The organism is Nocardia sp. NPDC059240, assembly GCF_042753865.1.
GTDB lineage: Bacteria > Actinomycetota > Actinomycetes > Mycobacteriales > Mycobacteriaceae > Nocardia.
This window is the reverse complement of record NZ_JBHZAC010000014.1, coordinates 103409-117660: the sequence shown is the minus strand read 5'-3', so window position 1 is coordinate 117660 and position 14252 is coordinate 103409. Positions and strand designations below refer to the sequence as shown.

Here is a 14252-nt window from a genome sequence, read left to right as displayed (position 1 = left end):
TCGTAATGGTGCGTCAAAATCTTTAGCTGGCCTGGTCCTGGACGGTTGTCCTAACTTCGGACGGGTGAACGCATCATCGGCGGCCCTGGCGGCCATCTCAGGACTCGGCTTCGGACTCTCCCTCATCGTGGCGATCGGCGCCCAGAACGCCTTCGTGCTGCGCCAGGGCATCCGACGCGAACACGTCCTGCCGGTGGTAGCCGTCTGCATCACCTCCGACGTCATCCTCATGACCCTGGGCGTCGCCGGCTTCGGCACCCTCGTCGACTCCGCCCCCATGCTGATCACCCTCGCCAAATACGCAGGCGCCGCCTTCCTCCTCGGCTACGCCTTCCTGGCGGCCAAACGCGCCCTCTCCGCCTCGGGCCTCTCCGCAGGTGGCGGCGCCCCCATCGCGCTGGGCGCGGCCATCGCCACCTGCCTGGCCGTCACCTGGCTCAACCCCCACGCCTACCTCGACACCGTCGTCCTCCTCGGCTCCTTCGCCAACACCTACGCCACCCCCGACCGCTGGTTTCTCACCGCAGGCGCCGTAACCGCCAGCCTCATCTGGTTCCTCTCCCTAGGCTTCGGCGCCCGCCTCCTGGCCCCCGTCTTCGCCAACCCCAAAGCCTGGAAAATCCTCGACTCCACCATCGCCGTGGTCATGACAGCCCTAGCCGCAACTTTGCTCCTCACCTAGCCGGCAATCAGCTGACCTAGTGGAAGCGCCTGCCTCTAGCCATATTTCGGTTGAGCTGATGGCTCCGTTCGTCAAACATGACCAGATGTCCGGCATACGGTTCGTGCGACGCGTGGACGGCCTCACCTACGACTTCGCCCACGACGGCGAAGCATTCGGTGTTCCCTCCTACAAGCGAGTAGATCTCGACATCTGGTGTCGCCGACTACCCGACTACGGCTGGGTGGTGTGCGACGCCGCGGAAGTCGTCTCGAGCCGCCCCTTCGAGAACCCCGGCCACGGCGACCTACCACCCGAGGGCGTCTGGGTAACCTTCAAAGGCAACCGCTCCTACGTCTACGACATGTTCCGCACCAGGGGCATACGTGGAAGGCTGGCTCGTGAACGCTGAATTGCGTTGTCTCACTGTTCATGTCGATACGGGACGGTGGAGTGGGACGGTGTTGGATGCGGTTGATCTGACCGTGCCCGCAGGGCGGGTCACTGCGGTGCTCGGTGGGCCCGGGGCGGGGAAGTCGATGATTGCTCGCGCTCTTGCCGGGCAACTGCCGAATACAGCACGATGCAGCGGCCAGGTCCTTGTCGGGGGTGTGGTTCTCGGGGATCAGCAGTGCCCTCGCTCGCGCGAGAGTGTCGGGTATGTCCCGCAGGACGGTGTCACGGCGTTCGAACCCGAGGGAACCGTAGGAGCGCAGTTACGGGCACAGCAAATACAGCACGGCGCTTGGAGTGTTGAACGTGCCTGTGCCGCAGCGCAGTACCCTGCCGAAGCCCTTGGCCTACTTCCTCGTCAAAACTCCGGAGGGCAGATCCAACGTGCCGCCCTCGCCTCGGCATTACTGGCGGAACCGGACGTTCTCGTCGCGGACGGGCCGACCGATTCCCTTGATACGGGTACGGCATACCAGGTATGGAAATCGTTGCGCGACTACGCCGACTCCGGCGCAGCGGTACTCGTGATCAGCAACGACATCAAAATGATGATCACGTACGGCTTCGCCGACCGAATGGTAATGATGCACGACGGTCACGTCCTATCCGCCGGCCCGACCTCATCACTGCTGGACTCGGACCCCTACGTCCAAGCCCTCTTCCGAGCAAGCCACTGACCCGAACCCGCACGCCCCGTGCCTCGCCGGAATGCACTGGTGCAGGTATCTTCTCGACGTTTGCCCGCCTCCTTGGCCGCCCGAGGCGGCTGGGACCTTAGTTGACCGCACTCCCGAATTCGTTGGGTTCCTGAGTTGTTCGGGTGTCACGGTTGGGGGTTGGGTGGTGTCCTGGAGGGATGCGGATCGAACAGAACAAGGCGACGTTCAAGCTTCTTCATGATGTGACCGGTAGTGGTGATGTGGAGTTGGTGGGGAAGACTATTCGGGAGATTGCTCGGCCGGATGCGGTGTTGCACGTGCCGTTTCCGATGGAGGAGTCGGGGGCGGAGGCGTTGGTGAAGATCATGCTGGCGTTTGTCGAGGGGTATCCCGATATTCGGCTGGATGTGCAGGACATGATCGGGGAGGGGGACAAGGTGGTGGGGCGGACCGTGGTCACCGGGACGAATACCGGGCCGTTCATGGGGCGGCCCGCGACCGGGAAGGCCGTGCGCTACAACGAGATTTTCATCATGCGGTTCGTGGATGGGCAGATCGCGGAGGTGTGGGGGGTCGCGGATACGCTCACCCAGTTCCGGCAGCTGGGGATCGTCGACGTGTAGCGAACGCGCGTCAGGACGGGAGTTTCCAGGCTCCGAGGTAGGGGTTGGCGCTGCCGGCTTGGGGCTGGCAGTAGACGGCCCGGCCGCTGGAGGATTGGGCGATGACGTCCTTCTTGAGGTTGCAGGGCTGGCCCGGGTCGTGCTTGCCGCTGGTGAGGGTGCCGGGGCTGTCCCACACATAGGACTGGTTGGTGGTGCCCGAGCGGCGGGCGCACACCAGCTGGCTGCCGTTGCTGGCGTAGCCGAAGGTTCCGGCTTCGGAAGCGTTGCAGGGGTAGCCGACCGCGGGGCGGCTGACCGGGAGCCAGGAGTAGGTCGCCACATCGCAGGTGAGGACTGTGCCGTCATTGGCGACGGTGGACACACCCGGCTGCGTGCAGGCGCCGTTGACCGCCGCGGCGGCCGTCGTCGTGGTCGGGGCGGTAGTGGTGGTCGGCGCCGACGAGCTGGAGGGGATGGCGTCGGTGCCCGAATAGATCGAGGACGGCGTGGTGGTCACCGTCGTCGAGGTCGACGGCGGCGGCGTCAGCACGACATGCGGCGTATTGGGTCCGGTCGCCGCGTTCGGTGCCGCGTTCCACCCGCTGCCGCGCGAGAGCAGCAGCCCGCCGATGGCGAGCACCGACACCACGATCGTCGCGGTCAGCCCGATGATGGCGTACTTGCTGGCCTGCGACATCTTGGGACGGCCGGATTCGGGCTCGTAGTCGTCCTGTATCGCGGCGAACACCTCGGTGTTCTGCGTCCACAGCTCATCGTTCGGTTGATAGCCCGGCGGTATCGGATTCCCGTTCATCCCAATAGCTCTCGTTCGGTAGTCCCGCTGTGATCACCGGGCAAACGGAGGATAAACGGGCAAACCGCCGCGCGGTAGCCGAAAATGTCAGGAGCGGCGGATGTCAGCGAGCCGGACCGGCTTGCCCTGGTGCCGCGAGAGTTCGCACGCCTCGGCGATATAGAAGGCTTCCAGGGCCTCGGCGGGCGGGCACGGACTGGCCTGCGCTCCGGTGATCACGCCCAGGAAGGTGGCGAGTTCCTCGGTGTACGCGCCGTGGAAACGATCCATGAAGCCCGGGTAGGCGGGCAGCGCCGAGGGCGGGTAGCCGGGTTCCACCGAATGCAGCGGGGCCCTCTCGTCGAGCCCGACGACCGCATTGCCGAGCGCGCCCAGCACTTCCAGCCGTACGTCGTAACCCGCACCGTTGTAGCGGGTCAGCGACACCGTGGCCAGGCAGCCGTCATCCAGCCGCAGAATGACCGCCGCGGTATCCACATCCCCCGCGTCGGCGAAGAACCGCTCGCCCCGATTGGCCCCGGTGGCATACACCTCGACCACTTCCCGCCCGGTGACCCAGCGGATGATGTCGAAGTCGTGGACGCCGCAATCACGGAACAGCCCGCCGGAACGCGGAATGTACTCCGCCGGCGGCGGTGCCGGGTCGAGCGTGGTGGCGCGCAACGTGTGAATCCAGCCCAGATCTCCGGCCGCGATGGCAGTGCGCGCGGCCCGATACCCGGCGTCGAAGCGCCGCTGGAAACCGATCTGCACCGGCACCTGCGACCGTTCGACCCGCTCGACCACCCGCAAGGTCCCCGAAATATCCGCGGCGATGGGCTTTTCGCAGAACACCGGAATCCCACGATCTACGGCCGCGGTGATGAGCGCCGGATGCGAGTCGGTGGCGGTGGTGATGACCAGTCCGTCGATATCGGCGGCCAGCAGCGCCTCGATATCGGGCGCGAAATCCACCTCGAGCTTGTCGGCGGTGGCGCGGGCGCGCTGGGTGTCGGCGTCGGTGACGATGACCGTGCCCACACCGGGCAGGGCCTTCAGAGTTTCGGCATGGGAAGTGCCGATGCGGCCGGTACCGGCGAGGCCCACAGTGATCGGGGCGGACATGATGGCTCCTGTCAGTCGCGGGGTGGGGCGGTGGTCGAGCGGACGACCAGGGACGGTTCCAGGCGTTTGCGCACCGGCTCGCTGCGCTCGTCACGCAGCCGTTCGGTGAGGGCGCGAACAGCCAACTGGCCGATGCTCTTTCGAGGTTGATCGATGGTGGTGAGCGCGACGTGCCGCAGCGTCGCCAGCGAGGTGTTGTCGTAGCCGACGACCGAGACGTCCTCGGGCACACGCAATCCGGCCTGGTCGAGCGCGGCCATCGCGCCCACGGCGTTGAAATCGTTGCCGCACACCAGCGCGGTGGGAAAAGTACTGGGGGAGAAGAGGTTCAACAGCTTGCGGACCGCCGCGGCCCCGGCCTCGTCGGTGTGCTCGCTGGGAATCACCATGGGTTCGAGGCCGTATCGGGTCATGGCCGCCGTGTACCCCTTGCGTCGGGGCGGGGCCGCGAAGGCCGCGCCGCCGTCGAGGTGCACGATGCGCCGATGTCCCAGGGCGACAAGATGATCCACGGCCAGCGCCGCGCCGAGTTCGCCGTCGTCGTTGACGGTGTCGACCGCCGGGCTGGTGGAGGTGCGCGATACCAGCACGATCGGGCAGCGCCCGGCCGCATCGCGAATCGCGGACGCGGGCAGTACCGGCGAGAGCAGGATGATCCCGCCGGGCCGGAACGCCAGCAGGCTTTCGAGCGCCGTGCGTTCCCGGGTGGCGCTGCGGCGGCCGGTATTGAGGATGAGTTCGAGCCCGGACTCCTGGGCTGCCTCGTCCATCCCCTCGACCACATCGGCGAAGAACGGATTACGCAGGTCCGACACCATGACGCCGACGATGTTGGAGGTCCGGCTGGCCAGCGACCGAGCCATCGCGTGCGGTTGATAACCGAGTTCGGTGGCCGCGGCCAGCACCGCGCGCCGGCGATGGTCGCTCACCTTCGGCGAATTGCGCATGACCAGCGAGACCAGGGCCCGGGAGACGCCCGCCCGTGCGGCGACGTCCTCCATGGTCGGTCTGGTCATGCTCGCCTCCGGGGGTCGGATCGGTGTGTGTCGCACGCTACAGCGTTGCCGCGGGCACTGGCAATAGAGCGCTCTAATCGGATATTCGGGACACGATTTCCGGCCTTCGTTTGCCCTGCAAGACAGTGTTTTCCATGGATACACATGGGTTTTCGACGCATGACAGGCTCTTGACACGGGAGTGAGCCACGTTACATTGTTGGAGCGCTCCAATGCTGAGTACATACGACGGGTCTGGGAAGTGCCGATGACCGAATCGATCCATCCACTGCGTATCGCCGCCGCGCCGATCTCCTGGGGAGTCTGCGAAGTTCCGGGCTGGGGCCATGTCCTCGAGCCCGCAACGGTGCTGGAGGAGATGGCGGGCCTCGGCCTCGCCGCCACCGAGTTCGGGCCACCGGGCTACCTACCCGACGATCCGGCCGAACTATCGAAATGCCTGGCAGCTCGCGGGATTGCGCCGGTCGGCGGCTTCCTCGCCCTGGCGCTGCACCGGGAACCGGGCCGGGCCCTGGCCACCGCCCGCGAGACGGCTGCCCTCTTCAAAGCGGCCGGTGCCGAGATCCTGGTGCTGGCGGCCGCCACCGGCAGCGACGGGTACGACACCCGTACTCCGCTCGACGATCACGAATGGCGGACCCTGATCGACACTGCCGCCACGGTCGCCGATATCGCGGCCGAACACGGGCTGCGGGTCGCCCTGCACCCGCATGTCGGCACCCACGTCGAAACCGCCGACGAGGTCGCCCGCTTCCTGGCCGATTCCACCTTGGACCTGTGCCTGGACACCGGGCATCTGCTCATCGGCGGCACCGACCCGGTCGAGCTGGCCCACCGCCACGCGGACCGTATCGGCCATATCCACCTCAAGGACGTCCGCGAGCCATTGGCCGCCGAAGTACGCGGCGGCAGTATCGAATACAGCGAGGCGGTGCGGCGCGGGCTCTACGTCCCGCTGGGCACCGGCGATGTCGATATCGCCGGTCTGGTCCGCGCGGTGCATGCCGCCGGCTACCGCGGCTGGTACGTGATCGAGCAGGACACCGCGCTGGATTCCGGCGACACCGCCGAAGGTCCGACGCGTGCTGCTCGAGAAAGTCTGCGACACCTGGCCGAGATCGGCGCTGGTCTCGCCGCGGCTCGGATTTAGTGGGGAGGTGAAGACGACGATGTCCGTAAATCCTCTCTCGCGTCGGCGCTGGCTACGCCTGTCGCCCTGGCTCGCCGCGGCAGCGGTACTGGCCGCCTGTAGCGGGCCCGGTGCCGATGTCACCAGTCCCACTCAGGCTCCGGCCGCCGTGGGTGCCCTGAAATCGGTGGCCGTGGTGACCCACGGTTCGCCCGGTGACGCTTTCTGGAATGTGGTCAAGAACGGTGCGGAGGCCGCCGGTAAGGATCTCGGTGTCCGGGTGGAGTACAACTCCTCGGGCGATCCGACCCAGCAGGCAAAGCTCATCGACAATGCCGTGGCCCAGGGCGTGGACGGGCTGGTGGTCTCCATGGCCAACCCGGACGCGCTGCAGCCGTCGGTCGAAAAGGCCGTCGCCGCGGGCATTCCCGTGGTGACGATCAATTCCGGCGAGGACGAGAGCGTGAAGTTCGGCGCGATCGGCCACGTCGGCCAGAGTGAGCGCATGGCCGGTGAATCCGCCGGTAAGCGCCTCGCCGACGCCGGAAAACACAAGATGCTGTGCGTGATTCACGAGGCCGGGAATGTCGGCGCGAACGAGCGCTGCGCCGGCGCGACCCAGGGCTTCGGTACCGCGACCACGCTGCAGGTCGACATCAACAACCCCACCGATGTGCAGTCCCGCATCAAGGGCGCGTTGGAGGCCGATCGTTCCATCGATGCCGTGCTGACCCTGAACTCGCAGATCGCGGCCCGCGCGGTGGACGCGGTGAAGGAGTCCGCCGCGAAGGCCACCGTCGCCACCTTCGACCTGAATTCCGATGTGGTGAGCGCGATCCGGGCCGGAACCCTGTTGTTCGCGGTGGATCAGCAGCAGTACGAGCAGGGCTATCTGCCGGTCGTCATGTTGAAGCTCTACAAGTCGAACCTCAACACGGTGGGCGGCGGGCATCCGGTGCAGACCGGTCCCGCGTTCGTGGACAAGTCCAATGTCGATGCCGTCGCCGCACTCGTCGGCCAGGGCACACGGTGAGCGGGCCGGGAGTGAATGAAATGACTGCTACGACAACGACCGAACCCGCGGTGACCCCGCCGCCGGACCGGCTCGCCATCCTCAATCGCCTGGTGGCCCGCCCCGAGGTGGGTGCGCTGTTGGGTGCGGTGGTGGTGTTCCTGTTCTTCACCGCCATCACCACGAAATTCGTGAAGCCGCTGGGCATTTCGACCTGGCTCGACGATGCGTCGACGCTGGGCATCATGGCGGTGGCGGTGGCCCTGCTCATGATCGGCGGCGAATTCGATCTCTCGACCGGTGTGATGACCGCATCCACCGCGTTGATCACCGGCCTGCTGGCGGTCCACGCGGGCTGGAATGTATGGCTGGGACTGGCGGTTTCGCTGGTCTTCGCGCTCACCGTGGGCGCGCTCAACGGCTGGGTGGTGATGCGAACCGGTCTGCCGAGCTTCATCGTCACCCTGGGCACCTTCCTGGCCTTGCAGGGCTTGAACCTCGGCGTGACACGCTGGGCCACCGGCACCGTGCAGGTGTCCGGCGTCCGAAGCGCTGACGGATATCAGTCCGCCGGTTGGGTTTTCGCCTCCACCACCAAGATCGGCAGCGCCAGCATCCAGGCCTCGGTGGTCTGGTGGATCGTGGTGACCGCGGTCGCGGCGCTCGTCCTGGTGCGCACCCGCTTCGGCAACTGGATCTTCGCGGTCGGCGGTTCACTGCCGACGGCGCGGGCGGTGGGTGTCCCCGCCACCCGCACCAAGATCCTGCTGTTCATGACCACCGCCTTCGCGGGCTGGATCGTGGGCGCGTGCAACCTCATGCGGTTCGCCAGCGTGCAGGCCAATCAGGGTGTGGGACTGGAGTTCCAGTACATCATCGCCGCGGTGATCGGCGGCTGCCTGCTCACCGGTGGCTTCGGCTCGGTGGTCGGTGCGGCCATCGGTGCGCTCATCTTCGGCATGGCACGCCAGGGCATCGTGCTGGCGGGCTGGAACAGCGACTGGTTCATGCTGTTCCTCGGCGTGCTGCTGTTCTCGGCCGTGCTGGTCAACAACGCATTCAAGAAGCGGGCGGAAAGGGTACGCCGATGACCGAACCGGCTGTGGTGCCGCTGATCGAAACAGTGGGCATCGGAAAGAGTTACGGCGGCGTGGTCGCGCTGCGGGATGTGTCGACGGTGGTGAACGCGGGCGAGGTCACCTGCGTGCTGGGTGACAACGGCGCGGGCAAGTCGACGCTGATCAAGATCCTGGCGGGCGTGCACCAGCACGACAGCGGGGAGCTGCGGATCGAGGGGCAGCCCACCCGATTGGCCTCGCCGCGTGCGGCTTTGGATCTCGGCATCGCCACGGTCTACCAGGATCTGGCGGTCGTGCCGCTGATGAGCGTGTGGCGCAATTTCGTGCTCGGTTCCGAGCCGGTCAAACGCTACGGTCCGCTCGAACTGCTGGATCGCAAGCAAGCGCAGGACATCGCCCGAAAAGGGCTGGCGGACATGGGGATCGACATCCCCGATCTGGAGCAGCCGGTGGGCACGCTGTCGGGCGGTCAACGCCAGTGCGTGGCGATCGCGCGGGCCGTGCACTATGGGGCCAAGGTATTGATCCTGGACGAACCGACCGCCGCACTGGGTGTGAAGCAGGCCGGCGTGGTGCTGCGCTACGTCGTACAGGCGCGGGATCGCGGGCTGGGCGTCGTGCTCATCACCCACAATCCGCACCACGCCTACCCGGTCGGCGACCGGTTCCTGCTGCTCAAGCGCGGGGCGATGCTCGGCAGCTACGAGAAGTCGCAGATCGATCTCACCGAGCTGACCCGGCAGATGTCCGGTGGCGCGGAACTCGAAGCGCTGCAACACGAATTGGAGCGGGTGGAGTCGTGAGAGAACCGGTGTCGTGAGGGAGCGGGTGTCGTGACAGAGCTGGAAGTGCTGACGATCGGACGGGTCGGCGTCGACCTGTATCCCCAGCAGAGCGGGGTCTCGCTCGCGGAGGTGTCGACCTTCGCGAAGTTCCTCGGCGGGACGGCCACCAATGTGGCGGTGGCGGCGGCGCGGCTGGGTCGCCGCACCGCGGTCCTCACCAAGGTCGGGCCCGACGGGTTCGGCGACTACGTGCGGAACGCGTTGGAAGAGTTCGGTGTTTCGGCGCGGTTCGTCGGGACGGCGGCGAATCTGCAGACGCCGGTGGTGTTCTGCGAACTCAACCCGCCCGCCGATCCGCCGCTGCTGTTCTATCGCGCGCCCCTCGCACCGGATCTCACCCTCACCGAGGACGAGATCCCCTGGGAGGTAGTGGATTCCGTGCCGCTGCTGTGGGTGACCGGGACCGGCGTGAGCGCCGAGCCCGGTCGCACCACCCAGCGGGAGATCCTGCGGCGGCGCGCCCGCCGCGGGCACACCGTGCTGGACCTGGACTACCGGCCCATGTTCTGGCCGGATGTCGAGACCGCCCGCGCCGAGATCGGCTGGATGGTCGATCAGGTGAATGTGGTGGTGGGCAACCGCACCGAGGTGCAGGTGGCCGTCGGCACCGCCGATCCCGATGAGGCCGCCGACCGCCTGCTGGCTCGTGGCGTCCGGCTGGCCGTGGTGAAACGCGGCGCCGACGGCGTGCTCATCGCCACCGAATCCGAACGCTGGACGGTGCCGCCCTGCCCGGTGGAGGTGGTGTGCGGGCTCGGCGCGGGCGACGGCTTCGGCGGCGCGCTCATCCACGGACTGCTGTCCGGCTGGGATCCGCACCGTCTGGCCAGCTACGCCAATGCTGCGGGCGCGCTGGTGGCCGCGCGTCTAGCCTGCGCCGACGCCATGCCGACCGATGCCGAAATCGAGGAGATGCTGTGCACCTGACCGACGCGCGCTGGTACGACCTGCTGCGCACCCGCGCCACGGACCCCGAGGCCGTGCGGCGCGCGTACGCCGACCGGCGTCGCCGTCCGAACATGCTGTCGGACAAGGGAACCCTGTTCCTGGTCGCCGCCGACCACCCGGCGCGCGGGGCACTTGGCGTCGGCGCGGACCGCACCGCCATGGCCGACCGCCGCACCCTGCTGGAACGGCTGCTCATCGCCCTGGCCAACCCGGCCGTCGACGGCGTGCTCGGCTCCCCGGACATCGTCGAGGAACTGCTGCTGCTCGACGCGGTGCACGAGAAGATCGTCATCGGCTCCATGAACCGCGGCGGCCTGGCCGGCGCCGATTGGGAAATCGACGACCGCTTCACCGGCTACGACGCCGAATCCCTGGTGAAGTACCGCCTCGACGGCGGCAAAATGCTGCTCCGCCTGGTGGATTCGGATCCGGGCACCATCCCCACCCTGGAAGCCTGCGCCCGCGCGGTCTCCGAACTCGCCGAACACGGGCTGATGGCCATGGTCGAACCCCTGCCGTACGCGCGCGACGCGACCGGCGCACTCGAAATGCACAAGGACGCCGCCTCCCTGCAACGCGCGATCACCGTAGCCTCCGGCCTCGGCATCACCTCCGCCTACACCTGGCTGAAAATCCCTGCCCCCGACGATGTCTCGGTCCTCGACGCCACCACCCTCCCCGTCCTCGTCCTCGGCGGCGCCCCCTCCGGCGACCCGGAAGCCGACCTCGCCTCCTGGGGCGCAGCCCTCCGCCACGACGTCGCCCGCGGCTTGGTCGTCGGCCGCAGCCTGCTGTATCCACCCGACGGCGACGTCGCGGGCGCGGTCCAGGCGGCGGCCCGCGTCCTGGAGGCCGCGAGATGAAGGACCTGCATCGACCGCACGGAACATTGAGCAGCGCGGCCGATCCCGTGCTGCTGACTCCGGAGGATGCGGGGTGGACCTACACCGGACTGCGGGTGCTGCGGCTGGCGGCGGGGGAGCGGCGGGTGGTCGACACCGGCGAGTTCGAGGTGTTCGTGTTGCCGTTGGCGGGGGCTTGCACGGTGCGGGTCGATGGGCTGGTGTTCGAACTCGAGGGTCGGGATTCGGTTTTCACGCGGGTCACCGACTTCGCGTATGTGCCACGGGACGCCGAGGTGGAGATAGCCACGGCGAGCGGGATCGAAGTGGCTCTGCCGATGGCGCGGTGTGGTCGGCGGTTGGACGCGAAATACGGTCCTGCGGAAGATATTCCGGTCGAAGTACGAGGGGCTGGGCAGGCTACTCGGCAGGTGACGAACTTCGGAGCGCCGGGGGTGTGGGAGCACGCGGACAAGCTCAACGCGTGCGAACTCATTACGCCGGACGGCAATTGGTCGTCATATCCGCCGCACAAGCATGACGAAGCGTCGGAGTGCGAGGTCGTGAACGAGGAGATCTATTACTTCCGGATCGCGGGGCGGGACGGAATCACGCCGGGGCGTGAGGGATTCGGCATGCATCGCACATATACCGCGGACGGCTCGCTGGATGAGAACGTCGCGGTGCGGGACGGGGATGTGTTCCTCGTGCCGCACGGGTATCACGGTCCCTGTATCGCCGCGCCCGGCTACCCCATGTACTACCTGAACGTGCTGGCCGGACCAGCGCCGGAACGATCCATGGCCTTCTGTGACGACCACGCGCACGCCTGGGTGCGTGCCGCGTGGGCCGGAGAGCCGTTGGATCCGCGCTGCCCGGTCACCTCTCACGAAGGACGTCTCGGATGAAGCTCACCACCGTGCAAGCGCTGGTCACCTGGTTGATCGCCCAGCGGTCGGAGACCCTCGACGGTCGTGAAGTGCCGCTGTTCCCTGCGGTTTTCGCGATCTTCGGGCACGGCAATGTGCTCGGACTGGGGACTGCGCTGGCCGAGCGCCGCGACGAGATCCCGACATGGCGTGGGCACACCGAGGAGGGCATGGCGCTCGCGGCGGTCGGACTGGCCAAGGCCACGCAGCGCCGACAGGTCGGCGTCGCCACCTCCTCCATCGGACCCGGCGCGCTGAACATGGTCACGGCCGCCGGTGTGGCACACGCGAATCGGCTGCCCCTGCTCCTGCTGCCCGGCGACACCTTCGTCAGCCGCGCCCCCGATCCGGTCCTGCAACAGGTCGAGCACTTCGGCGACCCGACCATCACCGTCAACGACGCCTTCCGCCCGGTGAGCCGCTACTTCGACCGAATCACCCGGCCCGAGCAGCTGATTGCGACGCTCCCGCAGGTGGCACGCGTGCTCACCGATCCCGCCGACACCGGCCCGGTGGTGCTGGCGCTGCCGCAGGACGTACAGGCCGAAACCTACGACTTCCCCGACGCCCTGTTCGAACCCGTCGTGCATCGGGTGCCGCGCCCGCGTCCCGACCGCCGCACACTCGACGAGGCGGCGCGCGTTCTGCGAGCAGCCCAACGCCCGCTGCTGGTGCTCGGCGGGGGAGTCCGTTACTCGGGGGCCGCCGAGATTGCGCTGGAATTCGCTGTGCGGCACGGTATTCCGGTCACCGAGACGACAGCCGGGCGAACTCTCGTCCCGCATGACCACGCGCTGTACGCCGGTCCGCTCGGCATCACGGGCGCGGCGTCCGCCAACACCCTGGCCGCTGCCGCCGACGTGGTGCTGGCCGTCGGCACCCGGCTGCAGGACTTCACCACCGCATCCTGGACGGTTTTCGCGCCGGAGGTCCGGATCGTGCACATCAACGCCGCGCGCTTCGACGCGGTCAAGCACGGCGCGCTGGCCGTGGTCGGTGACGCCGACGCGGCACTGCAGGACCTCGACGCGACACTGCGCGAGCTGGAGCCCGAACTCGGTGGCTGGCCAGTGGATTCGGACTGGACGGTCCGGGCGGCAGTGGTGCGTGCGGACTGGGACACCCACATCGACAAGCTCCGCGCCCCCACTCCCGGCCCGCCCACCTACGCCCAGATCGTCGGCGCGGTCAACGAGCTCAGCGACGCGACGGACTATGTCATGACGGCCTCCGGCGGTCTGCCCGGAGAACTCGTCGGCGGCTGGCGCGCCACCGGCGGCACACCCACGATGGACGTCGAGTACGGCTTCTCCTGCATGGGCTACGAACTCGCCGGAGCCTGGGGCGCAGCCATCGCTCGCTCCGACCCAACCCACCCGGACGACTCTGCTGCAACCCCCTCCGAGGACGCTACCGCGTTGGATCCGGCGGGCGCGGGGGCAACGCCCCACGAAGGCTCTGGCGCAGCGCGGTTCGAGGGCTCCACCGCCGCAGCGCAGGTCGGGGGCTCTGCCGCAGCAGGTGTGGTGGGTTCGGCCGGAGCGAATTCGGCGGGGCTGGTCACCACGCTGCTCGGGGATGGCTCGTATCTGATGTTGAACTCGGAGCTGTTCTCCGCGGCTTTCGCCGGGCATCCGCTGGTCGCGGTGGTGTGCGACAACGACGGGTACGCGGTTATCGCGCGGCTGCAGGAGGGGCAGGGGGCGCAGGCGTTCAACAACTTCTATGCCGACTGCCGCAGCAATCACGCCGAGCCGCCGCGGGTCGACTTCGCGGCGCACGCGCGGGCGCTGGGGTGCGTGGTGTTCACCGCGAGCGAACTTGCGGAGTTCCGCGTGGCGTACGACCGGGCGCGGGAGGCGGCCGTTGCGCAACAGCGGCCCGCGGTCGTGGTGGTGCGGACCCAGCCGTCGTCGTGGACCGAGGCGGGTGCATGGTGGGAAGTGGGTGTGCCGCAGCATCTCTCGGGACGCGCGGAGTTCGAGCGCGGCAAACCGCGGCAGCTGCGCTACACCGGACCGAGCTGATCACACCGGCTCTACGCAGGGGCGAGTCGATCCGGGCAAACCTCCACTTGGGTGACCGGCGGCCCGAATGTGTGGCAGACTCGGCGCAAACACAGCATGGCCTGGGTGGCCTGCGGTGACCGGGCACTG

15 protein-coding genes are annotated in these 14252 nt (G+C 67.8%); 12 read left to right on the top strand and 3 right to left on the bottom strand.

Going from position 1 to position 14252, the window contains the following annotated elements:
- Positions 1-64 precede the first annotated feature (64 nt).
- The 4 genes from ACFXHA_RS38250 to ACFXHA_RS38235 all read left to right on the top strand — a co-directional run bounded on the left by ACFXHA_RS38250 (position 65) and on the right by ACFXHA_RS38235 (position 2396).
- Complete coding sequence (locus ACFXHA_RS38250; protein WP_379365064.1) at positions 65-682, top strand: LysE/ArgO family amino acid transporter; 618 nt, start codon at positions 65-67, stop codon at positions 680-682.
- Between the two features lie 85 nt (positions 683-767).
- Positions 768-1073: a hypothetical protein gene (locus tag ACFXHA_RS38245; RefSeq protein WP_379365062.1), complete on the top strand. Its 306-nt coding sequence runs from the start codon at positions 768-770 to the stop codon at positions 1071-1073.
- Complete coding sequence (locus tag ACFXHA_RS38240) at positions 1063-1791, top strand: ATP-binding cassette domain-containing protein (protein ID WP_379365060.1); 729 nt, start codon at positions 1063-1065, stop codon at positions 1789-1791. The genes ACFXHA_RS38245 and ACFXHA_RS38240 overlap by 11 nt, the downstream gene beginning before the upstream one ends.
- Before the next feature lie 179 nt (positions 1792-1970).
- Complete coding sequence (locus tag ACFXHA_RS38235; protein ID WP_379365058.1) at positions 1971-2396, top strand: ester cyclase; 426 nt, start codon at positions 1971-1973, stop codon at positions 2394-2396.
- A 10-nt stretch (positions 2397-2406) separates the two neighbouring features.
- Here ACFXHA_RS38235 and ACFXHA_RS38230 read toward each other — a convergent pair whose 3' ends face one another.
- The 3 genes from ACFXHA_RS38230 to ACFXHA_RS38220 all read right to left on the bottom strand — a co-directional run bounded on the left by ACFXHA_RS38230 (position 2407) and on the right by ACFXHA_RS38220 (position 5312).
- Positions 2407-3192: a hypothetical protein gene (locus ACFXHA_RS38230; protein ID WP_379365056.1), complete on the bottom strand. Its 786-nt coding sequence runs from the start codon at positions 3190-3192 to the stop codon at positions 2407-2409.
- Positions 3193-3279: 87 nt separating this feature from the next.
- The gene (locus tag ACFXHA_RS38225; RefSeq protein ID WP_379365054.1) at positions 3280-4296 is read right to left on the bottom strand and encodes a Gfo/Idh/MocA family oxidoreductase; all 1017 of its coding nucleotides are present in this window, start codon (positions 4294-4296) and stop codon (positions 3280-3282) included.
- Between the two features lie 11 nt (positions 4297-4307).
- Positions 4308-5312 carry a LacI family DNA-binding transcriptional regulator gene (locus ACFXHA_RS38220; RefSeq protein ID WP_379365052.1) on the bottom strand — a complete coding sequence of 335 codons (1005 nt, stop codon included), beginning with the start codon at positions 5310-5312 and terminating at the stop codon, positions 4308-4310.
- A gap of 247 nt (positions 5313-5559) precedes the next feature.
- Between ACFXHA_RS38220 and ACFXHA_RS38215 the strand changes: the two genes are divergently transcribed.
- Genes ACFXHA_RS38215 through ACFXHA_RS38180 form a run of 8 tightly spaced genes read left to right on the top strand, consistent with a single transcriptional unit; the run spans position 5560 to position 14123 of the window.
- Positions 5560-6462 carry a TIM barrel protein gene (locus ACFXHA_RS38215; RefSeq protein WP_379365050.1) on the top strand — a complete coding sequence of 301 codons (903 nt, stop codon included), beginning with the start codon at positions 5560-5562 and terminating at the stop codon, positions 6460-6462.
- Between the two features lie 19 nt (positions 6463-6481).
- Positions 6482-7474: a sugar ABC transporter substrate-binding protein gene (locus tag ACFXHA_RS38210; RefSeq protein ID WP_379365048.1), complete on the top strand. Its 993-nt coding sequence runs from the start codon at positions 6482-6484 to the stop codon at positions 7472-7474.
- Positions 7475-7494: 20 nt separating this feature from the next.
- On the top strand, positions 7495-8544 hold the full coding sequence (locus tag ACFXHA_RS38205; protein ID WP_379365046.1) for an ABC transporter permease: 1050 nt from the start codon (positions 7495-7497) through the stop codon (positions 8542-8544).
- On the top strand, positions 8541-9335 hold the full coding sequence (locus ACFXHA_RS38200) for an ATP-binding cassette domain-containing protein (protein WP_379365044.1): 795 nt from the start codon (positions 8541-8543) through the stop codon (positions 9333-9335). Before ACFXHA_RS38205 ends, ACFXHA_RS38200 begins: the two co-directional genes overlap by 4 nt.
- A gap of 30 nt (positions 9336-9365) precedes the next feature.
- Positions 9366-10304: a 5-dehydro-2-deoxygluconokinase gene (gene iolC / locus ACFXHA_RS38195; RefSeq protein WP_379365042.1), complete on the top strand. Its 939-nt coding sequence runs from the start codon at positions 9366-9368 to the stop codon at positions 10302-10304.
- Complete coding sequence (locus ACFXHA_RS38190) at positions 10295-11188, top strand: aldolase (protein ID WP_379365040.1); 894 nt, start codon at positions 10295-10297, stop codon at positions 11186-11188. The genes iolC and ACFXHA_RS38190 overlap by 10 nt, the downstream gene beginning before the upstream one ends.
- Positions 11185-12075, top strand: a complete 891-nt coding sequence (iolB, locus tag ACFXHA_RS38185; protein WP_379365038.1) for a 5-deoxy-glucuronate isomerase — start codon at positions 11185-11187, stop codon at positions 12073-12075. Before ACFXHA_RS38190 ends, iolB begins: the two co-directional genes overlap by 4 nt.
- A complete protein-coding gene (locus ACFXHA_RS38180) occupies positions 12072-14123 on the top strand; it encodes a thiamine pyrophosphate-dependent enzyme (RefSeq protein ID WP_379365036.1) in 2052 nt (683 codons plus the stop codon). The genes iolB and ACFXHA_RS38180 overlap by 4 nt, the downstream gene beginning before the upstream one ends.
- Positions 14124-14252: the final 129 nt, after the last annotated feature.

Excerpts from the sequence above, each read along its gene's own strand:
- ACFXHA_RS38245 (WP_379365062.1), top strand. The coding sequence starts at position 768 with ATGTCCGGCATACGGTTCGTGCGACGCGTGGACGGCCTCACCTACGAC.
- ACFXHA_RS38235 (WP_379365058.1), top strand. The coding sequence starts at position 1,971 with ATGCGGATCGAACAGAACAAGGCGACGTTCAAGCTTCTTCATGATGTG.
- ACFXHA_RS38230 (WP_379365056.1), bottom strand. The coding sequence starts at position 3,192 with ATGAACGGGAATCCGATACCGCCGGGCTATCAACCGAACGATGAGCTG.
- ACFXHA_RS38225 (WP_379365054.1), bottom strand. The coding sequence starts at position 4,296 with ATGTCCGCCCCGATCACTGTGGGCCTCGCCGGTACCGGCCGCATCGGC.
- ACFXHA_RS38220 (WP_379365052.1), bottom strand. The coding sequence starts at position 5,312 with ATGACCAGACCGACCATGGAGGACGTCGCCGCACGGGCGGGCGTCTCC.
- ACFXHA_RS38215 (WP_379365050.1), top strand. The coding sequence starts at position 5,560 with ATGACCGAATCGATCCATCCACTGCGTATCGCCGCCGCGCCGATCTCC.
- ACFXHA_RS38210 (WP_379365048.1), top strand. The coding sequence starts at position 6,482 with ATGTCCGTAAATCCTCTCTCGCGTCGGCGCTGGCTACGCCTGTCGCCC.
- ACFXHA_RS38205 (WP_379365046.1), top strand. The coding sequence starts at position 7,495 with ATGACTGCTACGACAACGACCGAACCCGCGGTGACCCCGCCGCCGGAC.
- ACFXHA_RS38200 (WP_379365044.1), top strand. The coding sequence starts at position 8,541 with ATGACCGAACCGGCTGTGGTGCCGCTGATCGAAACAGTGGGCATCGGA.
- iolB (WP_379365038.1), top strand. The coding sequence starts at position 11,185 with ATGAAGGACCTGCATCGACCGCACGGAACATTGAGCAGCGCGGCCGAT.
- ACFXHA_RS38180 (WP_379365036.1), top strand. The coding sequence starts at position 12,072 with ATGAAGCTCACCACCGTGCAAGCGCTGGTCACCTGGTTGATCGCCCAG.